Consider the following 24382-nt stretch of genomic DNA (forward strand, 5'->3'; position numbering starts at 1 on the left):
CGCAAGTCCGTGATTAGCGGACCTGCGCGTTTTTGATTGGCTGAGCTTGACTAGGTAAGGCACAAATGACGATGGTAATCACGCTTAACACCAGATAAATGCCAATGGCCACGTTGGAATCTTCACCCAGCCACCCCAATGTGCCAAGCCGGATCACCAATTGAATGACATACAGCCACCAAGGCACGCCAGCATCGCGATAACGGCGGATGGGCAAGCTTAAACTAGGCAATAACACAGCAAACATCAAGGCGACATACACCAACAACCCGACCACCATGCCCCAAAACGGTGCACCTTGCAAGACTTTGGTGTCAGCTTGGGTGACGGCAAAAAACACCACAGCAAAAATCACGCCGATCAATGCTGCAATGGAAAACAGCCAGCTAAACAGCTGCATCCACCAATATTCCCTCCGGGTGCTGCGGCCGGTGAAGTTCACGTAATTGGCGAAAAAAGCGACGATTGCCGAAAAACCGCCGGCACCATAATATCGATTATGCATCCGTTCTGCCGTGATGGGCTCTGCTTTGGCCATCTTGTCGCCTCCTTGCTGCTGGTTCAATTATCGCATAGCGGCTTTGCGCATGAGCTAACAGTTTTGTCACGTGACGGCACCAAAAGCCGCGCCTGCGCATTCACTTTGAATGGGCAGGCGCGGCTTTGCTGATCAATTCAATTATGAGGCTTCTTGTCCGTCTTCTAAAACCAGTTCCGGCTTGCCGGTACCAAGCACGGCGGCTTTGGTGACCACGGCCTTGACCACTTCTGGCCGGCTTGGCAAATCAAACATCAAGTCTTGCATCACGGCTTCGATGATCGAGCGCAAGCCCCGCGCCCCGGTGTCGCGTTCGATCGCTTTGTGGGCGATCGCATGCAATGCCGGCGTGGTGAATTCCAGCTGGGTGTTGTCTAAGCTCAGCAGTTTCTGGTACTGTTTGACCAAAGCGTTCTTCGGTTCAGTCAAGATGTGGACCAAATCGTCTTCGGTGAGTTTCTCTAACGCTGCAATGATCGGGATCCGGCCGATGAATTCAGGGATGATCCCGAACTTCATCAAGTCTTCAGGCACGATTTGCTGCATCACCGACTTGTTCGGGTCATAACCGGCTTCTGGCGCACTGGCGCCAAAGCCGATGGTCTTATCACCCATGCGGTTTTTGACAATGGTTTCAATGCCGTCAAAGGCGCCGCCGACGATGAACAAGATGTTGGTCGTGTCGATTTGGATAAATTCTTGTTGCGGATGCTTGCGTCCCCCCTGCGGCGGAACGTTGGCAATGGTGCCTTCCAAGATCTTTAGCAGCGCTTGTTGGACGCCTTCGCCGGACACATCACGGGTGATCGAAACATTCTCGGACTTCTTGGCGATCTTATCGATTTCATCGATATAGATGATGCCTTTTTGGGCGCGTTCGACATCATAATCAGCCGCTTGCAGCAGCTTCAATAAGATGTTTTCCACGTCTTCACCAACATAGCCGGCTTCTGTCAGTGTCGTAGCATCGGCAATGGCAAAAGGCACATTCAAGATCCGCGCCAGACTTTGGGCCAGGAACGTTTTCCCGGAACCAGTTGGGCCGATCAAGGCAATGTTGGACTTCTGTAATTCGGTGTCGCCTTTGTCGGCAACTTCCATTTGGTTTACACGCTTGTAGTGGTTGTACACGGCCACTGCCAAGGCCCGCTTGGCGTCATCTTGGCCGATCACATAGTCGTTCAAGATCTTCAAGATCTCGATTGGCTTAGGCACTTCCAGCAAGTTCTGGTAGGCATCTTCTTTGAACTCTTCATCGATGATCTGCTTACATAGCTCAATGCATTCGTTACAAATATATACGCCAGGGCCAGCAACGATCTTCTTCACTTGGTCTTGCGATTTCCCACAGAAACTGCAGGTAACGGGACCAGTGGTTTCCACGTTGTCAAACATATTCTTCAACCCCTTCTTGTTATTTCAATCATACCAGACTGGCTTGCTTGTGCAAAGCTTCGACCGCTGATTTCCGGCGGTCAACCACGGTAACTGGTTAGACTGGATTTAGCCTACCATTTGTAAGTCTAAAGCGCAAGACGTCACTGGCAATCACCAATAACAAGTCGAGTTGCGCCAGCAAACAATGCTCCCCCGCCTCTCACGCTGGCTTAAGGTCCTGCCTTGTAAAGTGCCTGGCAGCGCTGTTTGCGTGGCTTGATGGCACGCACAATCGGCATTGTTGGCGCGCCTGTTAAACACCGCAACCAAGGCATCTGCCAGGCGTCACACTAGCCCAGCGGCGCCCAATAAGTGGACTGGATCACCGTTAACATCTTGCGCAGCTGCACGGTTTCCACCACGTCATGCACACGCAAGATATTGCCGCCTTTGAGAAACATCGCCGCTTCTGCCACTAAGGTCACCGGCAGGCGGTCGTCTTTGGCTAACCCAAACAACTGCGCGCCAAAGCCTTTGCGCGAAATTGCCACCATCAGCGGTCGTTTGAAATCATTAAGCTGCTCGATATTGCGCATCATGGCATAGTCTTGTTGACCATCAGCGACTTTGGCATAACCGATGCCTTGATCAAGGGCAATGCGTTCATACGCGATCCCGGCTTGGGTCAACTCAGCCAAATTCGTCTTAAAGAAGTGGCGCATTTCTTGAGTCAGGTCTAAATATTCGCTGGTTCGATTGCTATGCATCGTCAACAAGCCGCAATTGCTTTGCGCAAGCAGTGAAAGCTTCGCCGGATCATCAGTGAAGCCGTTGACATCATTGATAATATCCACGCCGCAAGCCAAAGCTTGTTGCATCAGCGGATATTTATAGGTATCAATGGCCAAAGGCAAATCTGGATAATGCGCTTGTACCCAATCAATCACCGGCGCCACGCGCTGCCATTCAACTTCTGCAGTCAGCGGCGTAAAGCCTGGCCGGGTGGTTTGCCCGCCGACTTCAAGCACATCAACGCCGGCTTGCACCATTTGGGCAACATGGGCTTGCATATCAGCACTTGCCACAAAGCGCCCGCCATCATAAAACGACTCTGGCGACACATTCAAGATCCCGTACACCAAAGGCTTGGCACTCACATCAAAGACAAAGCGTCCGGCTTGCCAGCGCACTGCATGGGCGGCTTGAATGGCAGTGAGGTCTGCGGCTGCGGCAGTGAAATGCCGCGCTTTTAACGCGGCAATCAAAGGCGTTAACGCCGCTTGCGGCACCAAAGCCTGACCGGGTGTGGTCACCAAATCAAATTGGTGCGCCAAAGTCTGCCAGCGGGCTTGCTCGGTTTCATCATCAAAACTGACAACCAGCGCCAATTGCTGTTGGCACCTGGTGGCCGCTTTCAGCGCTTGGCTGGCCAAGCTTTGTTCATTGTGGCTCAATTCAAGTTCGGAGATTTGCATCGCGATCAGGATCCTTTCAGATAAATAATTGGGCCAAGGCCCGTTGGCGCGGCAGATACGCTTGGCGAATTGAAAGCGGCATTTCAGCCAGGGTCAGCGCTTCACCCACTGGGATCAACAAGCGGTCAAAGCCGCGCGACCATTCACCGCGCACCTTGGTGGCCAACGTCGCCGCCAAGCTGCCTGTCGCAGATTGAATGTCGCCACTAGGCGCTTGGATCACCAAGGTCGAACGCAGCTCACAACGCCGACTCATTTGCGGCGTCAACATCGCAAGCAGCGCTGTATTGGTGCCGACAGCCGGCAGCTGGCGATGGGTGCTCACCCCTAAGGCGTCGGGTTTGGCGGCCAGAAATAAGCCGGTATCATCTGCCAACACCCAAGCGTTTGGCCAAGCGGCATGCACGACTTGGGCTTTGTGCAAGGCATTGGCTTGCAAACTAATGGTACCTTCTTGCGGCAAGGCATCAGGATAGCTGCGCAATTGATGCCCATATGGTGCCAACAGTTCAACCAGTTCCGCGTGTTTGCGCAGATTGTGCGAAGCCAAGACAAATTCAGTCATCCAACAACGCTCCGATCAAATAGAATGATCCGGCAACCATCACCACGTCTTGCCGGCGCGCAGCTGCTTTGGCCGCGGCTAAACCAGCATGCACATCAGCCGCCAAGTGACTATTCGGCACCAATGGTTGCAACTGCTTTGCCGCCAATGCCCGCGTGGGATGATCAGGCGTGGTCACCCACACTTCATCGGCAACGCTAAGCGCTTGGGCAAGCGCTGCCACCGCTTTGTCCTTTAAGAAGCCGGCAACCACCAATAAGCGCCCGCCTGCAGGCAGCAACTCGCGCACCGTCGCTAAGGCTTTGGGCAGCGCATCTGGGTTGTGCCCAGCATCTAAAACCACCCGCGGTGCTTGTTGGATCACCTGCAAGCGCCCTGGCAATTGCACTTGCGCCATGGCTTGGGCAAGCGCTTCATTAGCCAAACCTAATTGTTCCCACACCAGCCACGCGCATGCGGCATTAGCCAGTTGATAATCACCAAGTTGTTTCAGGTGAAATTGATGGCCATGATAATTCACGTCACGCCCTTGCCAAGTCTGCGCACTGGCTTGCCAATTGGGATCTGCCACAGTGAAGCTTTGCGCATGATGCGCACTGGCGACGCTTTTGAGCACCGCTAACGCCGCAGCTTGCTGTTGCGGCGCCACAACCACGCGGGTGTTGGGTTTGATGATTTGGGCTTTATTTTCGGCGATTGCTGCAACCGTTGGCCCTAAGATCGCGGTATGATCCAAAGCAATATGCGTAAACACTGCAAAGTCCGGTGCGCTGATGGCATTGGTGGCATCATATGCACCGCCTAAGCCGGCTTCTAACACCACCCAATCAACGCCTTGTTGCGCATACCACCACAAAGCAGTCAGCACATCCCATTCAAAATCCGAAAACGCCGCATACTCGACGTCGGCCAGCTGGGCGATTTCCACCATGCAAGCGGCAAATTCAGCAGCAGTGATGCTGATATCATTCAAGCGCGTTTGATCAAGCTCTCCGGCCATGGCTGGGCTGTGAAAATGGCCAACGGTATAGCCGGCATTGCGCAACCCGTGCGCCAGCCATGCCCCGGTGGAGCCTTTGCCATTGGTGCCGGCCAAATGAATGATGTGATAACGTTGTTCAGGATGGCCTAATTGCTGCAACACCTTCGCCAAGGCTGCCACCCGGGTGGTATCGGCTGCCAGCATACGATGATCCATCGCCTGGCGCAAGGCTTCATACGTTGCCATTAGTTCTGCGTGCCTCCGCTTGAAATTCTTTGCGCAATTGGGCATCAGTTTCAAACACGCCTGAATATCGCGAGGTGTAGGTGAATAAATCGCCGCGGTTGATCCCGCGCATTTCCATACACATATGCCGCGCCACTACCGAAACTGCCACCCCTTGTGGTGCCAAGATGCGGGTGAGTTCTGAATCGATCTTCGCCGTGAAGGCCTCTTGGACACTGGGCCGGCGCGCGACGAATTCCACCAGCCGTCCGAGCTTGCTTAAACCAATGATTTGTTTATGGCTAGGCATGTAGCCAATCGTGACATGCCCGAAAAACGGCAACAGGTGATGTTCACACATCGAATAAAACGGGATCTGCTGCACCATCACCAACCCTGGGTCAACCGCCACTGGGAATACTTTGTAATCGCTAAAGTGTTCACCTTGCTCAAGTGAGCCAAACACTTCTTCATACATGCGCGCCACTCGCTCAGGCGTTTCAATTAACCCAGGTCGGGTGGGGTCTTCACCCACGGCGCTTAACAGTTCATGTACAGCATGCTCAATACGTTTCTTATCCATTGTCTTTCCTTATCTCTTGTTTGCGATATACAAGCGCACCGCGCTGTGATCAGTGGTGGCTTGCAACATGGCAGCGACTTGGGCCGCCAGCGGACCTTGGGCGACTTCTAACAGCGGCACCAACACGAAGCGGCGCTTGGGGATCTGCGGATGCGGCAAGTGCAGCTCAGCGGTTGCTTGGTGCACCTGACCGTAATACAACAAGTCCAGATCTACCGTTCGCGGGCCCCAGCGCACAATACGCTGCCGGTGCAAGGCGGCTTCAATTTCATGCAGGCGAGCCAACAAGCCCAATGGCGTCAATTGCGTGTCCACCACCACCACTTGGTTGAGGTAATCACCTTGCGCCACATCCCCCACCGGCGCGGTTTCATAAATCAAAGACGTCCGCACCACGGCCACTTTAGGCGTTTGTTGCAGCATTTGTCGCGCCTTAGCCAAATTGGCCAGCCGCGAATTCAAGTTAGCCCCTAAGCCAATATAGGCCTCAGTCATCGCAGCTGACCTCAATTTCTACCGTATCAAAGATCCCATTAATGGGCACGGCACCTTTGCGAATACGCAAGGTGATCCCGCTGACGGCAAAGCGGCCTTTAAGTTCGGCCAACAACTGATTGGCCAGCATTTCAATCAATTGGTAGTGATGCGTCGTGACAAACGCGGCCACGGCTTTGTAAACTGCGCCATAGTCCACGGTTTCTGACAAATCATCATGTTGCACTTGGGTTTCGATAGGCAAGCGCAACTCGACATCGACGCTAAGGCGCTGGCCGAGTTTCTGTTCTTCTGGGTACACCCCGTTATAGGTGTGAAATTGCATATTGGTGATGCGAATGGCACCCATGCCTGTCGCCTCCTGTCCTTGTAATGCGCTAATTATAACGTGTGCGACGGCATTCGCAAAGCCATTTTCCGAAATTAAGCTAAATTCTGTCCTGTCACGTTCGGCAATCAACCAGATTTATGGCAAAACAAAAGACCTGCCTTCGGAAACTGGCAGATCTTGCGCTTTATTTAGCTTGCGGGTGGATCACCAAGCGCTCCCAAATCGCCCACACCGCTTCTTGCGAATAATCTTTGGCCCGCGCATAAGCGCCTTGGCTCAACTGGCTTAACCGCTGTGGCGAACCAAAAGTCGCCACCAGCTTGTCGGCTAAGCCATTAACATCCCCATAAGGTACGATTTCACCAGACTGACCGGCTTTGATCAGCTCCGCTGGCCCATAATGGGTGTCATAACTGATCGTGGGTACGCCATGCGACGCGGCTTCTAAGATCGCCAAAGGGGCCCCTTCATGCCGACTCGAAAGCAACATCACCTGAGCTTGATCGTACACCTTGGCGATATCATCAGTGTAGCCCATAAAGTGCACCACGTCGCTGAGGCCTTGGTCTTTGACGATTTGCTTGGCCAGCTTCTCATCGCGATAATCGGTGTTGCCATCGCCATAGCCATAAATATCCATGGTCAACCAATCAAGCTGATCATGCGCGGCTTTAAACGCCCAGATGGCATCGTCGACATGCTTTTCCCAATATAAGCGCGCAACCATAATGATCTTGCCGCTTGTGCGGGCAGCTTCCGGCACTGGCGGCTTAGCCAGTTGCGCATCAGGCACCACCCCCACTGGGATCGCATGAATGGGGACAGTAGTCTTGAGCCGCTTTTGCATATCCGCGGCTTGTTGCGCAGTGGGGGTGATCACCATGTCGGTACGGCTCAACAGCTCGGTTTGGCTGATGGACGTATAAGTCAGCGGTGAATGCATGGGATCATGATAATCTTGGAAATGAATGTTATGAAAATGCTCCAGCTTCCGTGCTGGCGTCGTCATGTTGATCATCGGCCGGTTGGTGACGTTGGAGCGATCGGAAATAAACGTATCGCCGCCGGCATTCAACTCATCCAAAAACACCGTATACATCTGCTCTTGATTCATCAAATACCACTCGCGCCCATCTTGGCGCCGCAAGCGATAAGCAGTCGCGACAACCCCGCTGCCGCGCTTGCGATAGGTGATCTCTACCCCAACGCGGCCAGTGCTGGAGTAGAAATTCTCCAACGCCACATAAGCTTGGCTGGCATCATCAGTCGTGGCAAAGAACTGACTGAATCCTTTAAACCCGCGGGTGTCATAATAATCACGCCGCACCAGCTGATGATCGCCGTCATAAATATCCACTGCATCGATGCGCCCGTCGTGATGCCTGATGGTCATGACTTCACGGGTCCCGTCATAACAATGGGTACCTTCTGCTTGCACATCCAAGCGCAATCCCGGCGCAACATCGCGATCTTGCAATTGCCGCTGGGCAACTGCTGTATTGTCGCAGAAGAAATCATATAAATTGACGTAATACGCATAATCCAAATGATGGGTCGCCAAATTCACGCTGGCATCGCGGGTGTAGACGCTGGTGACGATTTTGGCTTCGACGCCATGGGCTAAGAAGTTATTCAAACGCTTGAATTCGGCATGTTCGATGCCGGAACAAAAGCGCGGAATGAATGCATTCAAGAAATAATACATAAAGGCCTCCAGAAATCAGTTCTGGTATAACCCTACCACATTCGCCGCCTGCATCGGCGCAAGTTCACTAAAAATCAGTTTAATCTAGCGTTTTGGCATAATGCACCCAGCCGATCACCCGTTGGCCCACTTGGTCATATAACTGCTGCGCCGCAAAGTTACTGGTGCGGGTTTGCCATTGGACACTCACGGCACCATGCGCTTTGGCCCAATCGAAACTGGCTTGCAACAATTCCTTGGCGACGCCTTGCCGCCTTGCTGATTCGGCAACAAACAAATCATTAAGTTCAACCACCCGCGCCAAAGCGCGCTTATCAAAGCCGTAATACAAGAACGCAAAGCCGATCAAACCGTCGCCTTGCTTGGCCACCAGCAACCCACCTAGCGGATTGTCTGGTTGGCAAAGTTGGGTCATGTGCGCCGTTAAGCGCGACACATCAACGGTATGCGGCACTGGGCTGGCCGCATAATACGCCTCAACTAATGGAACTAAAGCCGTCAATTAGCTCGGTTGTGCTGATTCGATCATATCAATCCCTCCTTGTGTTGGTGCTGGTTTGCATCATTTTCGCCGTGTTCGTCTTAAGCTGGTCAGCAATAGCGTGATGACCAACACAAACAGCGACCACCAAGCTCAATTAAGAAGACTCATGTTGCAAGCCGGGTTGGATCAGCTGTGCGTGCGCTGGTACCGTCACCGGCTGGATCAACGCTCGCAAAGCTTCAGGCACATAAGCCAGCTCAGCCGCGTCTGGCACCAAGGTGGCTGCTTGGGCGCCGGTATTGAAATAGCCAATCACCACCGCTTCGCCGCTATAGCGCAATACCCCGAATAACTCAGCATCCCAAAAGGCCGCAAAACCACTGTTTCCAGCAAAAGCCGGCGTTTGCCGCAGCGCTTTGGCTTGTTGATATAAAGCTTGGATGGCTTGGTTTTCTCGGCCCCAAGGATAATACTTGCGATTCTGCGGGTCCACACCGCCATCTAATCCCGCAGCGTCACCGTAGAACTCCACCCAATCCCCTGGCAGCATCGCCTGCAGCCACAACAATTGACTAAGCTGCGCCAAATCATGCCCTAAGACAGTCAGCACCCTTTTGGTATCATGCGTGGACAAACTGGTGAAGTTGTTGGCGAAGATCGCCGCTGGATAATTTTCCTCTAAGGTCTTGAGCTGCCGCCCGAAACTGGCCGGCGATAATTTGCCTAAGACATAATCGATCATCCACTGCCGCTGCGGATAATTCATCACCGCTTGCAAAGCGTGGCCTTCAAAATACGGCCGCCTCCTGCCATAAGCGATCTTGTGCGAGGCATCTTCCCAAACTTCGCCGATCAACACCCGCTGCGGATACTGATCCAATAACGCCCGGATCTGGTAAACAAAAGCCATGTCCAACTCATCGACGACATCCAAGCGCCACCCGTCGACGCCTAAGCCGGTCCAATACCCTAAGACGCTGGTGGGACCGCCGGCGATAAACTGCTGAAAATCACGCGCCTGCTTGTTGATCGCCGGCAAATCGCGCACCCCCCACCACGCGTCATAATCGTCTGGCCAATGCTTGAAGGTGAACCACTGCGCATAAGGTGAAGCTTGACTTTGCGCCGCACCTAAATCAGGATAGCGCCCAGCCGCATTGAAGTAGCGCGAATCGCGACCCACATGGTTGAACACCCCGTCTAAGATCAAACGCATGCCGCGTTGATGCAGCTGGGCCACTAACGTCTTGAAATCAGCCAAGGTGCCTAACATCGGATCGATACGCATATAATCGGCAGTGTCATAGCGGTGGTTGCTGACGGCTTCAAAAATCGGGCTGAGATAAAGCGCCGTGAACCCTTGAGCCTTGAGCCAATCGAGCTTTTCGGTGATGCCAGCCAAGTTGCCGCCGTAGAAATCCCACCGCACCACCTCACCGTTGGCATCTTTGACATAATAAGGTGCATCAGTTAACTGACCATATAAGAAACTATTCGGCTTAGGCGCGTTGACATGCCCGTCTGTATTGCCGTTATTAAAGCGATCCACAAAGATGTGATAAATCCGCGCATTCTGATACCACGCCGGCAGCGTCTCGCGGCGCGACACCACCGTCAGCTGATACCAAGGCGCCTGCGCGTCTGCTTGATAAACTTGGCCTGATCCGCCAAAGCCGCCAGCTTGGGCCGCATACGTCAGCTGACCGGTGTCAGTTTCCACGCGAAACGCGTAATACCACACGCCGGCTTGGGTAATTTGCACCGTGGCGGAAAAACCCCTTGGCCCAGCTTGCATCACATGCGCTTGCATTTGGCCATCTGGTTGCGCCAACAACAAGGTGCACACTTTGGCTTCTGTTGCTTGGATCTGCCAACTCACCGCAGTATCAACGACTACCGCGCCAAATGGCTTGCGGTCGATGAACGAATCATAATGCATGCTCATCCCCCACGATCGGCGTGTTTGGCAGCACATCCCAGATCTCGCGGCCATAGCGCTGCACTGTGAAGTCCGCTGAGAACTGACCGGAAGCGGCAATGTTTTGCAGTGCCGCTTGCGCCCAGGCTTTAGGGGTTTGCCACAGCGCATCCAACTTGCGATTGGCGGCCAAATAACTTTGCAAATCGGCCAAGACGCGGTAAGTATCGTTGTACACCAACAATTCATCTTGGATCTCTTGGCCAACTGATTTGCTGCCTGGGATACTGCCATCCACCAACATGTCCACTAAGCGATGGATCAATGGATCACTTTCATATAGCCCGCGCGCCGAATAGCGATTCGATGCGTTCAAAGCTTGCACCTCTTGCGTCGTCATCCCAAAAGTCACCATCGCAGCTGCCCCTGCGGCACTTTGGATCTCAATATTGGCGCCGTCTAAGGTGGCTAAGGTGATGGCGCCATTGGCCATTAATTTCATATTCGACGTGCCAGAGGCTTCAGTACCTGCCAATGAGATCTGCTCGGAAATATCGGCGGCAGGGATGATTTGCTCAGCTAAACTCACCCCGTAATTTGGCAAGAATGCCACAGCCAATTGTCCGGCACAATCAGGGTCTTGATTGACCAAATCGGCCACGGCGTTGATCAAGCGGATCACGGCTTTCGCATAGCGATAACTCGGGGCAGCTTTGGCCCCGAAAACATGCACCCGCGCCGGGCGCTTTTGGCCGCGCTTAATGGCGTCATAATGGGCCAAGATGCCAAACACATGCAGCAGCTGCCGCTTATAAGCATGCAGGCGCTTGATTTGGACATCATAAATCGCCGTTGTCGGCACTTGCAAGCCAAGCGTGGTTTGGATCGTTGTGGCCAGGCGGGCTTTGTTTTCGGCCTTGGCAGCAGTCAATGCATTCAACCATTCGTCATCGTCTAACTGGGCGCGCAAAGCCGTTAGGGCTCGCGGATCACGGCGCCAGGTGCGGCCGATGGTGTCATCGATCAAATTGGCCAAACTCGGATTGGCGATTTGTACCCAACGCCTAGGCGTGATGCCATTGGTTTTGTTGTTGAAACGCGCCGGGTAAATCGTGTAAAGGTCTTTAAGCACACTTTGCTCCAGCAGTTGAGTATGCAATTGTGCCACACCATTGACGGCATGACTGCCGATCACTGCCAAGTTGGCCATGTGCAAATACCCCCCTTGACTGGGGGCAGCGCGGCCCACCAAATCTGCGCCAAATTGCAGCAGGTGGGCGCTGCGAAAGCGCGCATCGATTTCTTGGGCGATTTGCCACAGCCGCGGCAAAAGGCTGGCAAACATGTCTTGCGGCCAAGTTTCCAAGGCTTCCGCCATTAAGGTGTGATTGGTGTATGACATCGTTGCCACCGTGATCGCCCAAGCTTCATCCCAGCCTAAATGGCCGTCATCCAGCAAGACGCGCATCAGCTCTAACACCGCCATCGCCGGATGGGTGTCATTGATATGGATCGCCACGAATTTCGGCAGCAAATGCAAATCTTGATGAAAGCGCCGATAATGCGTCACGATACTTTGCACGCCGGCTGAAGTGAAGAAATATTCTTGGCGCAGCCGCAATTCCCGCCCGGCAGTGTCGGAATCATCTGGATATAAGATCTGGGTGATCGCGTTGACATGGGCTTTCTCCGCTAAGGTATGGACATGGCCTGGCACCGGCTCGGCACTCCATAAGCGCATCGTATTAACCACGTGATTGGCAAACCCGGGGATCGCTGTGTCATATGGCACGGCCAAGACTTGTTCAGCATGCTCATACACCGGTTCTAAACCGCCGGCGTCGGTTGGTTGTAAATAAACGTTGCCGCCAAAGCGCACGATCACGGCGCGATTTTCTTTGCGGGTTTCCCACACATTCACGGTACGCAGCCAATCATCTGGCAGCTCCACTTGATAGCCGTCAACAAAGCGCTGTTCAAACAAGCCGTATTGATAACGGATCCCGTTGCCGTTGCCAGCCATGCCCACTGCCGCCATCGCGTCTAAAAACGCCGACGCCAAGCGGCCCAACCCCCCGTTGCCAAGGCCCGGGTCGCCTTCTTGCGCATACAGTGTTTCCGCATCGATACCCAATTGCGCCAAGCCGTCTTCAACCACGGCCCGCAAACCTTGGTTCAACAAGTTGGAAGCCAACAGCCGCCCAGGCAAGAACTCAATGGAGAAATAATAAACTTGCTTTTGTTGATGGTGATCGTAATCGGCTTTGGTATGGGACCAGTCTTTGGCGTAGTAGCCTTTCACCAGAAAAGCCAGCGCTTGGTATTGCTGCTGAATGGATAAATCTTCAAGCGGGGATGCAAACAGGTGCAAACATTCTGCGCGATAATCTGCAATAAACCGTTTCTTTGTTAATGCCATATTGACCTCCTTGGACAACTGATCAACTTGCAAGGATCTGATATACAAAAGCGCCTGCCTTGCAGCTGTGCCGGTTGCAGGGCAAACGCGATTTCATTTCAAACCCTTAACCTAAAAGCGACTGGTACCCGGCTAAATAATCTGACGCGGCATGGACCCAGTCAAAGTCCTTGGCCATGGCAGTTTGTTGCAGGCGCTGGTAGACAGCGGGCTCTTCGGTGTAAATCGTCGCCGCACGCCGCATGGTCTCAGCCAGCACATTAGTATCATAATCCCAGAAACTGAACCCGTCTCCTGCACCAGTTGTGGCATCGTATGGCACCACAGAGTCGCGCAAGCCGCCGGTTTCATGCACCACCGGCAAGCTGCCATAGCGCATGGCCATCATTTGGGCCAAGCCGCTGGGTTCAAAGGCACTCGGCATCACAAAGAAGTCACTGCCGCCATAGATCCGTTGGGCCAAGGCCACGTCAAAGCCGATCACCGTGGCCATTTTACCGGCAAAACGCGCGTGCAAGTCTTCAAAGTGGCGCGCCAAGTCGTCTTCGCCGGTGCCTAACAACACCACTTGGCAATCCAGCTGCGGCAACAACTGATCTAATGCCGCAACTAACAGATCCATGCCTTTCTGGCGGGTGAGGCGGCTGACGACCCCAAACAATGGCGCGCTGGTTTGCGGCAAGCCGACTTCCAGTTGCAAAGCCGCTTTGTCTTTGGCTTTGCCGCTGAGGTCTTGGGCATCGTAATGACTATCCAAATACGCGTCGGTGGCTGGGTCGTAAAGTTTGGTGTCGATGCCGTTTAAGATCCCGCGCAATTTCCAATTCTGCTTGCGCAAGGTGCCATCTAAATGTTCGCCAAACGCCGGCGTTTGGATCTCGCCGGCATAACTTGGCGACACAGTCGTCACCAAATCAGCGAAATTGATCCCGCCTTTTAAGAAATTGACTTGGCCATCTTGGATAAAGCCGTCATCATGAGCAAATTGTCGGCCGATGCCAAACACCGTGTCTAATATATTTTGCGGGAACCACCCTTGGAATTGTAAATTGTGGATGGTCAACTGCGTGTGGATCCCAGCAAGCGGCGTCATCCACGCATATTTGTCTGCCAACAACACCGGGATAAAGGCGGTGTGCCAGTCATTGACATGTAGGATATCAGGAATGAAATCAACCACCTGCAACATTTCGACGATCGCCATTTGAAAGAACCCGAAGCGTCCGCCATCGTCCCACTCGCCATACAACTGATCACGAGCGAAGAACTCGGTGTTGTCCACGAAGTAATACACCACGCCGTCTAATTTCATGGTCAAGATGCCCACATATTTCTCTTGGGCACCGAATTGCACGGTAAAGCGCGCCAGCGGCCGCAATTGTTCTTGATAACGCGCCGGGAAGAAATGCGGATAATATGGCAAAACCACGCGAATGTCCACACCCATTCTAGCTAGTGCTTGCGGCAAGGCATAGGCCACATCCCCTAAGCCGCCGGTTTTATAAAATGGCACCCCTTCTGCTGCGGCAAATAAAACTTTAATCATCGCTGGCCTCCAATTCACTTTCGCCAAACACCGTTTGATTCTTGCGTAAGACGATCGGCTGGTCTGGTGTGCCGATGACATTCAGATTCGGCCCGATCACCACGCCTTTGTCTAAGATGGCATACCGCACTGTCGAGCCGGTGGAGATCTTCGTGCCTTGCATCACAATGGCATGATCGACCACTGCATTATGATGCACCACCACGTTTCTAAACACGACTGAATCCGTGACCGTTCCTTCGATATAAGTTCCGGTGCCTAACAAGGCATTTAACACCACCGCATCTTTGGCAAAGAAACTTGGCACTTCGTTCTTGGACTTGGTCAGAATCGGCACATTGGACAACAACAGCGATTGGAAGCTGGCATCTTCCAGCATTTGCATATTGGCTTCATAGTAGCGCTGAATCGAATCGATCCGGGCCAAATAACCGGTATACTCGAAGGCATTGGCGTTATTGGCCAACACATAATCGCGCAACAACGTTGGCAGGCGGCGGAACACGTGACTGGCAGCGGCTTGATCCAATAAATCGATCAAGTCACTGGTGGCTAACATATAGATCTCCATGAAACTCGGCAAAGTCTTAGGATCCGTGTCTTCATGGCGATCCGCCACGCGAATGATCGAACTGGCAGTGCCTTGCTCAGACAGCGACAAGGTCCAATCATTATCCAAGAACTGTTCGCGCGGTAAATTCTTATACACCGTGGTGATGCGCGAATCGCCGACTTTATGGAAATTCAAGATCGCATTCAAGTTAACGTTGGCCACGTTCTTGGCCCCCATGACCACGGTGTATTTGGACCCGGAACCGCGTAAGAATTGGGTATAGTTCTCATAATAGCGCGCGCGCAATTGTTCGTCGTTATAGTCGCGCGTGGCCACATACGGGAACAAGAACACGCCGCCTTGGATCAAGTCCAAATTCCAAGCCGCGCCGCTTCTGATGTGATCTTGCACCGAACGCTCAGACTCTGGCATGAACAAGCCAACTGAGTGAATATCGGCAGCGGTGATCGCAGAAAGCGGGAAGTCCAACAAGCGATAGCGCCCGGCAAAAGGCAAGGTCCCGATCGGACGGTGTTTTGTCAATGGTAATAAGGTGTGCACGTCTTCGTTTAAGTCGATGACGGCAGCCATTTCTCCTTGTCTCATGCTTTCTCCTTTCTGCCGACGACTTCACTGTAGCCGATCACAGCAATATCATCAGCCGACCCGATCACTTCACCATTGTCGCCAACCACGGCATCTTCGCCGATGATGGCATGATCGATGGTGACATTCTTGCCGATCACGGCATTTGGCATCACCATTGAATCTTTGATCATTGAACCTTCACCGACTTTCACATTCTGCGACAAGATGCTGTGAATCACGGTGCCTGCCACATAAGAGCCGTCTGTGACCATCGAGCGCACGACTTTGGCTTTCTTGGTGAAGAACATTGGCGGCAAGGCTTCGGTTTGTGAATAGATCCGCCAGTTGCGGTTGGTGATGTTCAACGGATTGTTCGGCGACAAGAATTCCATGTTCGCTTCCCACAACGACTGGATCGTCCCCACGTCTTTCCAATAGCCGTGAAAGGCATAAGCAAAAGTCGGCTCGTTGTGCGCCAAGTACGCTGGAATCACGTCTTTGCCAAAGTCTTCCATCTTGCCATCAGTAGCGTATGAGTCTGCTAAATACTTGCGCAGCGGGGCCCAATCGAAGATGTAGATACCCATGGAGGCAAGATCTGATTGGGGCTTCTCCGGTTTTTCTTCAAAAGCGATGATGCGGTCAGTATCATCGGTATTCATGATGCCAAAGCGCGGCGCTTCTTCTAGTGATACCGGCATCACCGCCACAGTCAAAGTGGCTTTCTTGGCTTTATGAAACGCCAGCATCCGCTCGTAGTCCATCTTGTAAATATGGTCACCAGATAAGATCAGCACATATTGCGGATTGTACGAATCGATATAGGCCATGTTTTGATAAATCGCATGCGCCGTGCCTTCAAAGAATTTCTCGCCTTCGCTGGAAGCATAAGGCTGCAAGATCGTCACCCCGGCACCGCGTTCATTCAAACCCCAGCTGGCACCATTTTGCACATGGCGATTAAGTTCTAAGGGTTGGTATTGGGTGATCACACCCACGGTGTTCACCCCGGAATTAGCCAGGTTGCTCAAGGTAAAATCAATGATCCGATAGCGTCCGCCAAATGGCACAGAGGGCTTGGCAGTGTTTTTGGTCAACTTGCCCAGCCGCGTGCCTTGACCGCCGGCTAGGATCATCCCTAACATTTCAGTGCTCATGGTCTACCTCCTTGATTGACTCGGATGCAACAATGTCAACGGTGCGATCAACAACGCGCCCATCGCCGGCAGCACCAAGTTGACACTGTCTGGTTGTCCGCCAGCCGGGCGGCCTGTGGTATGCAAGGTTTTCTGCAGCCGCTGCCAAGTGCCGCCGAAATGCTTGCTTTCGGTATTCAACAACACGCTGTACACACCAGCTTGCGGCACCGGCACTACGAAGTCGCGCTGCTCGATCGGCATCAGATTCAACACGACGATCGTGCAGTCTTGCTCCGTGGTGCCCCAGCGAATATAGCTCAACACATCTGGCCCATCGCCAAGGGTGACCGTCATGCCTGCTGGATCATGATCTTGCTGCCAAAGACTGGGGCGCTTTTGGTATAAGCGGTTCAAGGTGGTGGTGAAATGCTGCATCTTGGCATTCATCGGATCGTCAAGATCGCGCCATTCTAAGGCACTATAATCGCGCCACTCCAAGAATTGGCCCCATTCACTGCCCATAAACAACAGCTTCTTGCCAGGATGGGTCATCAACCAGACAAACATCACGCGCAGATTGGCGAATTGATTGTAACGATCACCTGGCATCTTATGCATCAAAGACTTCTTGCCATGCACCACTTCATCATGTGAAAACGGCAGGATAAATTGCTCGTCATACATATACACCCAAGAAAACGTCAACAGGTTCAACTGATCGCGTCTGGCATATGGATCCATGCCAAAAAACTTCAACGTGTCATTCATCCACCCCATGTTCCACTTGTAGTTAAAACCCAACCCGCCATGATCGATCGGGGCTGACACTTGCGGATAAGCAGAGGATTCTTCGGCGATCATCAAACACTCAGGGTGGGCAGCAAACACCGCGGTATTCAGCTTCTTTAGAAAAGCGATGCCTTCTAAGTTGTCTCTTGTGCCATTGACGTTGGTGTCATGTTCTTTGCCTGCGTCGTAATCCATATACAACATGTTCGAAACTGCATCGACCCGCAAGCCGTCCAGATGACAATGATCCAGCCAATACATCGCACTGGAAATCAGAAAACTCTGCACCTGCGTCTTGCCTAAATCGAAATTCCACGTCCCCCATCGCACATTGTCGGCCCGATGCGGGTCTTGGTATTCAAAAGTCGGCGTGCCATCAAATTGCGCCAAGGTGTCGGTGTTGCGAATAAAATGTCCCGGCACCCAGTCCATGATCACCCCAAGGCCGGCAACATGCGCCGCATCAACAAACGCCAAGAAAGCTTCTGGTGTGCCAAAGCGACTGGTGGCGGCATAATAGCCCATCAATTGATAACCCCAACTGGCATCCAGCAAATGCTCCATCAATGGCATCAACTCGATATGCGTGTAGCCGCGTTGTTTGACATATGGGATCACGGTTTGGGCCAACTCTTGGTAGCTTAAGTAACTGCCATCTTCATGGCGCTGAAACGACCCCAGGTGCAATTCATAAATATTTAATGGCCGCGCGTAAATCGGTTCTTGCCGCTGGTGTTGCTGCCACTTGTGATCACGCCATTGGTGTTTGGGCAGATCCGTCAAGATCGCAGCTGTGCCAGGCTTCTTCTCAAAAGCAAACGCATACGGATCGATTTTCTCCACCACCGCCCCTTGTGGCGTCGTGAGGCGAAACTTATACAGCTGGCCGCGAGTTGCTGCCAAGACCCCTTGCCAACAGCCGGTTTCACCAAGCGGCGCCAAGGCCGTGGGTTGCCAGTCGTTAAATTCACCCACCACATCCACTGCCAATGCATGTGGCGCCCACACCAGAAACTGCCAAGCGCCAGGGCGCAATTCATGCGCGCCAAAGCGTCGATAACTTTGATAATCCTCACCGCGTCCAAACAAGTACAGCCACGGTGCGATGGTTTCATCCATTCACGTCGCCTCCCTATTGTTGCGCTTACAAGATTAGTATAGCACGTTGCGTAAGAATCACGTTATCAAAGGTTTATTATATTTTTTCCTAAATAATATTACTGCTATGGCAGAAAATATGCCCATACTACGCCATTTGTGCGGTTTCATCTTGAAAATTGACAACTTGGTAAAGCGTTTTCTATTTATTCTCTAATCACACTATTTGTGCGGTCTAATAATTCACCCAGCAACACCCGAATTCAGGAGATAAGCACCTTTTGCAGAAAATTGCAAACTTCTGGAGGATGCGTTTGATTCGCAGTTCCACGCAGTCCCCATTTGCGACAGCAAGTGATTGACATCCCCATCAATCGCTCATACTTGTCTTGACCCATTTCCAACTGAGATCGCTGGATAGTTAATGTCCATTTCACTCACCAGTACTGTTACTGGTATTGTCGGTCGGTACTTGTCACTGCTGTGCTTGATCACACATCAACTGACGATTTCCAACAAGTTGGTAAATGCGATTCATTAACGTTCGGTCATCACGCCAAGCACGATACCGATTTGACTACGGTAGGACAGGCATTGCCTCGCGCACCGTAGCAACGCCTGTCCGGGCCTGACCAAAACGTGAATCCACGCTTTTTACGCTGTGGTCTTCGTCGAGCTGCGCAAAGCAACGCGGCGTGATATAAGCCGTGACGCCAATTGGGCAAAGAACGCCCAACTGTCATCCCGTCTTATATCCACCGCTAAATACGCTTTGCTTCGCTCTGGTTTTTTTCGTCGAGCTGCGCAAAGCAACGCGATTGTGTGTAAGCTGTCCCGAGCTTATGGCACAAACCGCCATCAGCTCAGGCCATCTTACACGCATCGCTAAATGCGCTTTGCTCCGCTCTGGGGATGAAAAAAACACCCCAACCGCAAATGCGGCTGAGGTGCCTTTCGTTAATCATTTCCAATAAGTTAGGCTTCTGCGATGGCTGCCACCATTTGTTTGGTGTAATCGCCTACCGCGGTTGCCGGATCATCAGCATCAGCGGCCAGCTGCACGATCGCTGAACCAACGATCACACCATCTGCGACCTGGGCCAATTCCTTCGCCTGTTGCGGCGTGTGCACCCCAAAGCCGATACATAACGGTGCATCAGTGACTTTGCGCAAATCAGCGATCAAGTCATCCAAGTTCTGAGCGAAGCTGGCGCGCTGACCAGTTACCCCTAAAGCGGAAACAATATAGATGAAGCCGCTGGCATAAGTCACCAGCTTCTTCAAGCGCGGACCAGAAGTCGGGCTGACTAACGGGATCAAGTCCAAGCCGTGCTTTTGCGTGAAGGTCAAGATCTCGCCGGCTTCTTCTTCTGGCAAATCAGGGATCACCAAACCATACACGCCCAGTTCTTCACAGCGTGCGCAGAACGCATCATAGCCATACTTAAACGGGATATTGGCGTAGGTCAGAAACACCAGCGGCACCGTCGTTTGTTCACGGATGCGCGCCACGATATCAAACACGCCTTCCACCGTGATCCCGCCGGCAAACGCGCGCAATCCAGCAGCTTGAATCACTGGGCCATCGGCAATCGGATCGGAGAACGGCACACCAAGTTCAACGATGTCGGCACCGTTTTGGGCCAAGGCCACTACTTCTTGCACCGTTTGTTCAGCGGTTGGATCCCCGGCTGTGACAAACGGAATGAACGCTTTATGATTTACAAACACATCTCTTAATTTACTCATGAACATCCACCCCACGATATGCAGCGACTTGTGCGACGTCTTTATCCCCGCGCCCAGATAAGGTGCAGATAATGATCTGATCTTTCTTCATGGTCGGTGCCAACTTCTTGACATAAGCCACCGCATGGCAGGACTCTACCGCAGCGATAATGCCTTCAAGCTTGGCAATGTATTCAAACGCATCCACTGATTCATCGTCGGTAATGCCCACATAATGCGCCCGGCCAGAAGCGTCTAAAGCGGCGTGTTCCGGCCCGACGCCTGGATAATCCAAGCCGGCAGAAATCGAATAGACTTTGGCAATTTGACCTTCAGCATTTTGCATGAAAATCGACTTCATGCCGTGGAAGATCCCTGGCGTCCCGGTTTCCAAGGTCGCTGCGGTATGGCCGGAATGTACGCCTTCGCCGGCGGCCTCAACGCCATACAAGGCAACAGACGGATCATCGATGAAATCGGCAAACGAGCCGATCGCATTGGAGCCGCCGCCAACACAAGCGACTACAGCATCTGGTAAGCGGCCTTCCACTGCCAGGATCTGTTTTTTGGCTTCTTTGGAGATCACGGACTGAAATTCATGAACCATGGCAGGATAAGGTGCTGGACCCATGGCTGAACCGATCACATAGAAGGTATCATCTGGATGAGCTGCCCAATCTTGCAAGGCGGCGTTAACGGCATCTTTCAATAAGCCTTGGCCGCTGGTGACGGCATTGACCTTCGCACCTAATAACTCCATGCGATAAACATTGAGCTTCTGGCGCTCGGTGTCTTCTTTGCCCATGAAGATCTCACATTTCATGCCAAACAGCGCGGCGATCGTGGCTGTGGCCACGCCGTGTTGGCCGGCACCGGTTTCAGCGATCAGGCGCGTTTTGCCTAAACGCCGCGCCAGCAGCACTTGGCCGATGACGTTGTTGATCTTGTGGGCGCCGGTATGATTCAAATCTTCGCGCTTCAAGTAGATCTTGGCGCCGCCTAAGTCTTCAGTCATGCGCTTGGCATAATACAACAAACTTGGGCGATTGGCATAGTCATTCAACAAGCGGTGAAATTCAGCGTAGAATGTCGGATCTTGTTTAGCTTGTTCAAAGCAAGCAGTTAAGGCATCTAAGCTGGCCATCAGCGTTTCTGGAACGTATTGGCCACCGAATTCACCATAACGGTTATCGATTTTATCTTCCATATTAATTATTCTCCTTGGTATGGTTGCGTGCGTTGGCCACGAATGCGGCAACTTTCACGCGATCTTTAGCCCCAGCAGTTTCTAAGCGGCTGGAGGCATCGACGATTTGCGGATGCACCGCTTGAATCGCCGCTTGCACATTGTGTCCATCTAACCCGCCGGCCAGCATCAAAGGCTGAGCCACATGCGGCAGCTGGTCCCATGGCAATGTCTGGCCGCTGCCGTCGCCGGCATCTAACAGCGCAAAATCAGCTGGTGTTTGCGGTGTCGCTTCATTAATCCGCGCAATCACCAACAAACCCGCCGCTTGCAATGCCGCAATGGTACTTGCAGGACTGACGTGATGCAGCTGCACCGCTTGGATATAGCCGGCTTGATGCAGTGCGATCAAATGCGGGACGTCTGGGTCGACCACCACCGCCACGGCGGTAATGTCTTGGGCCAACTGCTTGGTTAAAGCGGCAAGCGTTTGGTCGTCAATGTGATGACGGCCGCCGGCTAAGATGAACCCAGCGAAATCTGGATGCACATCATTGACAATGGCAATATCTGCTGCAGTCATCAAGCCGCAAACTTTGACTTTAGTCATTGCACCACCGCCTGATACTGATGAATGATGGCTTGGCGATCTGCGGCGCGCATGAAGGTTTCACCGATCAAGACGCCGTTGATGCCGGCGTCTTTTAAGACTTTCAGCTGTGCGGCTTGGGTGATGCCGGATTCGGCAATGACCATCACTGAAGCAGGGATCAATTGACGCAAGCGGGTGCTGGTGTGGATATCTACGGTGAAGTCTTTGAGGTTGCGATTGTTGATGCCGATCAGCGCCGGCTTCAAAGCCATTGCGCGCTTGATCTCGGCTTCATCATGACACTCCACCAATGCTTCCAGGCCTAACTGCTGCGTGAGTTGATAATAAGCTTGCAATTGTTCGTCGGTGAGGATCGCTACGATCAACAACACCACACTGGCACCGGCGGCTTTGGCTTGATACAACATATATTCATCCACCACGAAGTCTTTGCGCAACACCGGCTTGCTCGACTCAGCAGCAATGGTTTTGAGATAAGCCAGCTGGCCATGGAAGTAATCCGGCTCAGTCAACACACTGATGGCATCAACATTTGCAGCCGTGTAGTCTTTGGCGATTGCAGCATATGGAAAGTCTTGGGCGATCACGCCTTTAGATGGTGAGGCTTGTTTGACTTCGGCGATGATGCCAAAATGCTTGTGCATCGCCGCCACTAAACTCGGCTTGGCTGGTTTAACAAACGCTTGCGCTTGTGCTTTGACTTGCGCAAGCGGAGTTTGGGCTTTTTCCGCCGCCAAGCGCTTGGTGGTGGCTTCAACCAGCTTGTCTAAGATCATGCGCCCACCGCCTTGGTGGAAGCGGCAACAAGTTCGTTAAGCTCTTGGGTGGCCTTGCCAGAGGCAATGGTTTCGCGGACCAAGTCGATGCCGGCTTTGATCGTCGCGGTTTTACCAGCAATAAACAAGGCCACACCGGCATTAAGCACCACCGCATCGGCTTTAGGTCCAGTTACACCGGCGAGAACGTCGCGGGTGATTTGGGCATTGTCTGCTGGGGTACCCCCGACAAGATCAGCTTTATCGGCATAGGCAATACCATATTCGGCCGGATCGATGGTCAGCTTGGTGATTTGACCGTTATCGATCAGCAAAGCGTCAGTTTTGCCAGTGGCGGTGATTTCATCCAAACCGTCTTCGCCGTGCACCACCATGCCGCGCTTGACGCCTAATTGGATCAAGGCATCGGCCATGGGTGCCATCAAATCTTCGCGGTAAACGCCAAGCAATTGATAAGTTGGCTTAGCCGGGTTGGCCAGTGGGCCGATCAAGTTGAAGATGGTTGGAAAGCCTAACAGCTTGCGGGTCGGGCCCACAAAGCGCATCGAGGCATGATACTTCTGGGCAAACAAGAAGCAAGCGTTGTAATGATGCAATAATGCTTCAGATTCTTGCGCTGACGCATTGATGTTGTAACCCAAGGCTTCTAAGACATCAGCGGCACCAGATTTAGACGATGCTGCGCGGTTGCCGTGTTTGGCGATAGGCACCCCAGCTGCCGCGATGACAAACATGCTGGTCGTAGAGATGTTGAAGGTGTTGGCATGGTCGCCACCGGTACCAACAACTTCCAGCACCGGTTCATCAGGGGCAAAAGGCAAAGCGTTCTGCCGCATGGAATCAGCAGCACCGGCAATTTCTGTGGCAGTGGCGCCTTTGGCAGCCATGGCGGTTAAGTAACTGGCAATCAAGCTGGCATCCACGCCGCCATGCAAGAGTTCGTCGTGAGCCGCTTTGGTTTCGTCAAAAGACAAGTCAGTGTGTTGGACCAAGTGATTGATGGTTTCGTTTAACATAATGTGTTCCTCCTGGAATCGATTGATTTACGGACAGTCAGCTTACTGGAATCGCCATCGCTTGTTTATTCTCATCGTAATCACACTTTCTTTAGCATACAAAAAATCCGCCCATAAACAGTCATAACTGTTTAAGGACGGATTTACCGCGGTGCCACCTTAATTGGGTATTGCAAAGACAATACCCCCCTCTAAAGGGAGCTAACACTCCCCCGGCAACTGACGTATGCCTCACGTACACCCTGACTCATCG

At 52.6% G+C, this 24382-nt stretch carries 21 protein-coding genes; all 21 read right to left on the reverse strand.

The annotated features are described in order from the left end of the window. Positions 1–13: 13 nt before the first annotated feature. The 21 genes from ACGG90_RS05315 to trpD all read right to left on the reverse strand — a co-directional run bounded on the left by ACGG90_RS05315 (position 14) and on the right by trpD (position 24129). Positions 14–538 (reverse strand): DUF805 domain-containing protein, encoded by a 525-nt coding sequence (locus ACGG90_RS05315; protein WP_390406752.1) that lies wholly within the window; start codon positions 536–538, stop codon positions 14–16. A 141-nt stretch (positions 539–679) separates the two neighbouring features. Continuing rightward, positions 680–1933 carry an ATP-dependent Clp protease ATP-binding subunit ClpX gene (clpX, locus tag ACGG90_RS05320; RefSeq protein ID WP_390406755.1) on the reverse strand — a complete coding sequence of 418 codons (1254 nt, stop codon included), beginning with the start codon at positions 1931–1933 and terminating at the stop codon, positions 680–682. Between the two features lie 332 nt (positions 1934–2265). Further along, a complete protein-coding gene (folP, locus tag ACGG90_RS05325; protein ID WP_390406758.1) occupies positions 2266–3390 on the reverse strand; it encodes a dihydropteroate synthase in 1125 nt (374 codons plus the stop codon). Positions 3391–3406: 16 nt separating this feature from the next. Next, on the reverse strand, positions 3407–3955 hold the full coding sequence (locus ACGG90_RS05330; RefSeq protein ID WP_390406761.1) for a non-canonical purine NTP pyrophosphatase: 549 nt from the start codon (positions 3953–3955) through the stop codon (positions 3407–3409). Further along, positions 3948–5183, reverse strand: a complete 1236-nt coding sequence (locus ACGG90_RS05335; protein WP_390406764.1) for a bifunctional folylpolyglutamate synthase/dihydrofolate synthase — start codon at positions 5181–5183, stop codon at positions 3948–3950. The genes ACGG90_RS05330 and ACGG90_RS05335 overlap by 8 nt, the downstream gene beginning before the upstream one ends. Further along, positions 5170–5745, reverse strand: a complete 576-nt coding sequence (gene folE / locus ACGG90_RS05340) for a GTP cyclohydrolase I FolE (RefSeq protein WP_390406767.1) — start codon at positions 5743–5745, stop codon at positions 5170–5172. The genes ACGG90_RS05335 and folE overlap by 14 nt, the downstream gene beginning before the upstream one ends. Before the next feature lie 9 nt (positions 5746–5754). Next, on the reverse strand, positions 5755–6240 hold the full coding sequence (gene folK, locus ACGG90_RS05345) for a 2-amino-4-hydroxy-6-hydroxymethyldihydropteridine diphosphokinase (RefSeq protein WP_390406770.1): 486 nt from the start codon (positions 6238–6240) through the stop codon (positions 5755–5757). Next, positions 6233–6589 carry a dihydroneopterin aldolase gene (gene folB / locus ACGG90_RS05350; RefSeq protein ID WP_390406773.1) on the reverse strand — a complete coding sequence of 119 codons (357 nt, stop codon included), beginning with the start codon at positions 6587–6589 and terminating at the stop codon, positions 6233–6235. Before folB ends, folK begins: the two co-directional genes overlap by 8 nt. Before the next feature lie 166 nt (positions 6590–6755). After that, entirely contained in the window at positions 6756–8276 is a 1521-nt protein-coding gene (locus ACGG90_RS05355) for a glycosyltransferase (RefSeq protein ID WP_390406776.1), read from the reverse strand. A gap of 79 nt (positions 8277–8355) precedes the next feature. After that, positions 8356–8778 carry a GNAT family N-acetyltransferase gene (locus ACGG90_RS05360; protein WP_390406779.1) on the reverse strand — a complete coding sequence of 141 codons (423 nt, stop codon included), beginning with the start codon at positions 8776–8778 and terminating at the stop codon, positions 8356–8358. A 136-nt stretch (positions 8779–8914) separates the two neighbouring features. After that, positions 8915–10699 (reverse strand): glycoside hydrolase family 13 protein, encoded by a 1785-nt coding sequence (locus ACGG90_RS05365; RefSeq protein WP_390406782.1) that lies wholly within the window; start codon positions 10697–10699, stop codon positions 8915–8917. Continuing rightward, entirely contained in the window at positions 10689–13097 is a 2409-nt protein-coding gene (locus ACGG90_RS05370; protein WP_390406784.1) for a glycogen/starch/alpha-glucan phosphorylase, read from the reverse strand. Before ACGG90_RS05370 ends, ACGG90_RS05365 begins: the two co-directional genes overlap by 11 nt. A gap of 106 nt (positions 13098–13203) precedes the next feature. Further along, on the reverse strand, positions 13204–14643 hold the full coding sequence (gene glgA, locus ACGG90_RS05375; RefSeq protein WP_390406787.1) for a glycogen synthase GlgA: 1440 nt from the start codon (positions 14641–14643) through the stop codon (positions 13204–13206). Beyond that, on the reverse strand, positions 14636–15802 hold the full coding sequence (gene glgD, locus ACGG90_RS05380) for a glucose-1-phosphate adenylyltransferase subunit GlgD (RefSeq protein ID WP_390406790.1): 1167 nt from the start codon (positions 15800–15802) through the stop codon (positions 14636–14638). Before glgD ends, glgA begins: the two co-directional genes overlap by 8 nt. After that, positions 15799–16941, reverse strand: a complete 1143-nt coding sequence (locus tag ACGG90_RS05385; RefSeq protein WP_390406792.1) for a glucose-1-phosphate adenylyltransferase — start codon at positions 16939–16941, stop codon at positions 15799–15801. Before ACGG90_RS05385 ends, glgD begins: the two co-directional genes overlap by 4 nt. A 3-nt stretch (positions 16942–16944) precedes the next feature. Further along, positions 16945–18831, reverse strand: coding sequence for a 1,4-alpha-glucan branching protein GlgB (gene glgB, locus ACGG90_RS05390; protein WP_390406795.1), 1887 nt, complete (start codon positions 18829–18831; stop codon positions 16945–16947). 954 nt (positions 18832–19785) lie between these two features. Next, complete coding sequence (trpA, locus tag ACGG90_RS05395) at positions 19786–20559, reverse strand: tryptophan synthase subunit alpha (protein ID WP_390406798.1); 774 nt, start codon at positions 20557–20559, stop codon at positions 19786–19788. Further along, entirely contained in the window at positions 20552–21745 is a 1194-nt protein-coding gene (gene trpB / locus ACGG90_RS05400) for a tryptophan synthase subunit beta (protein ID WP_390406801.1), read from the reverse strand. Before trpB ends, trpA begins: the two co-directional genes overlap by 8 nt. A gap of 1 nt (position 21746) precedes the next feature. Continuing rightward, positions 21747–22334, reverse strand: coding sequence for a phosphoribosylanthranilate isomerase (locus ACGG90_RS05405; RefSeq protein WP_390406803.1), 588 nt, complete (start codon positions 22332–22334; stop codon positions 21747–21749). Further along, positions 22331–23113 carry an indole-3-glycerol phosphate synthase TrpC gene (trpC, locus tag ACGG90_RS05410; protein WP_390406806.1) on the reverse strand — a complete coding sequence of 261 codons (783 nt, stop codon included), beginning with the start codon at positions 23111–23113 and terminating at the stop codon, positions 22331–22333. The genes ACGG90_RS05405 and trpC overlap by 4 nt, the downstream gene beginning before the upstream one ends. Further along, on the reverse strand, positions 23110–24129 hold the full coding sequence (trpD, locus tag ACGG90_RS05415) for an anthranilate phosphoribosyltransferase (RefSeq protein WP_390406808.1): 1020 nt from the start codon (positions 24127–24129) through the stop codon (positions 23110–23112). Before trpD ends, trpC begins: the two co-directional genes overlap by 4 nt. Between the last annotated feature and the right edge of the window lie 253 nt (positions 24130–24382).

The sequence above is a fragment of the Lacticaseibacillus jixiensis genome (assembly GCF_042847315.1).
GTDB classification, from domain to species: Bacteria; Bacillota; Bacilli; order Lactobacillales; family Lactobacillaceae; genus Lacticaseibacillus; species Lacticaseibacillus jixiensis.

Coding starts and splice junctions, on each gene's coding strand:
- glgD (WP_390406790.1), bottom strand. CDS start 15,802: ATGAGACAAGGAGAAATGGCTGCCGTCATCGACTTAAACGAAGACGTG.
- glgB (WP_390406795.1), bottom strand. CDS start 18,831: ATGGATGAAACCATCGCACCGTGGCTGTACTTGTTTGGACGCGGTGAG.
- trpA (WP_390406798.1), bottom strand. CDS start 20,559: ATGAGTAAATTAAGAGATGTGTTTGTAAATCATAAAGCGTTCATTCCG.
- ACGG90_RS05405 (WP_390406803.1), bottom strand. CDS start 22,334: ATGACTAAAGTCAAAGTTTGCGGCTTGATGACTGCAGCAGATATTGCC.
- folB (WP_390406773.1), bottom strand. CDS start 6,589: ATGGGTGCCATTCGCATCACCAATATGCAATTTCACACCTATAACGGG.
- ACGG90_RS05385 (WP_390406792.1), bottom strand. CDS start 16,941: ATGAGCACTGAAATGTTAGGGATGATCCTAGCCGGCGGTCAAGGCACG.
- ACGG90_RS05370 (WP_390406784.1), bottom strand. CDS start 13,097: ATGGCATTAACAAAGAAACGGTTTATTGCAGATTATCGCGCAGAATGT.
- folE (WP_390406767.1), bottom strand. CDS start 5,745: ATGGATAAGAAACGTATTGAGCATGCTGTACATGAACTGTTAAGCGCC.
- ACGG90_RS05315 (WP_390406752.1), bottom strand. CDS start 538: ATGGCCAAAGCAGAGCCCATCACGGCAGAACGGATGCATAATCGATAT.
- glgA (WP_390406787.1), bottom strand. CDS start 14,643: ATGATTAAAGTTTTATTTGCCGCAGCAGAAGGGGTGCCATTTTATAAA.
- trpB (WP_390406801.1), bottom strand. CDS start 21,745: ATGGAAGATAAAATCGATAACCGTTATGGTGAATTCGGTGGCCAATAC.
- folK (WP_390406770.1), bottom strand. CDS start 6,240: ATGACTGAGGCCTATATTGGCTTAGGGGCTAACTTGAATTCGCGGCTG.
- ACGG90_RS05330 (WP_390406761.1), bottom strand. CDS start 3,955: ATGACTGAATTTGTCTTGGCTTCGCACAATCTGCGCAAACACGCGGAA.
- trpC (WP_390406806.1), bottom strand. CDS start 23,113: ATGATCTTAGACAAGCTGGTTGAAGCCACCACCAAGCGCTTGGCGGCG.
- trpD (WP_390406808.1), bottom strand. CDS start 24,129: ATGTTAAACGAAACCATCAATCACTTGGTCCAACACACTGACTTGTCT.
- ACGG90_RS05365 (WP_390406782.1), bottom strand. CDS start 10,699: ATGCATTATGATTCGTTCATCGACCGCAAGCCATTTGGCGCGGTAGTC.
- folP (WP_390406758.1), bottom strand. CDS start 3,390: ATGCAAATCTCCGAACTTGAATTGAGCCACAATGAACAAAGCTTGGCC.
- ACGG90_RS05355 (WP_390406776.1), bottom strand. CDS start 8,276: ATGTATTATTTCTTGAATGCATTCATTCCGCGCTTTTGTTCCGGCATC.
- clpX (WP_390406755.1), bottom strand. CDS start 1,933: ATGTTTGACAACGTGGAAACCACTGGTCCCGTTACCTGCAGTTTCTGT.
- ACGG90_RS05335 (WP_390406764.1), bottom strand. CDS start 5,183: ATGGCAACGTATGAAGCCTTGCGCCAGGCGATGGATCATCGTATGCTG.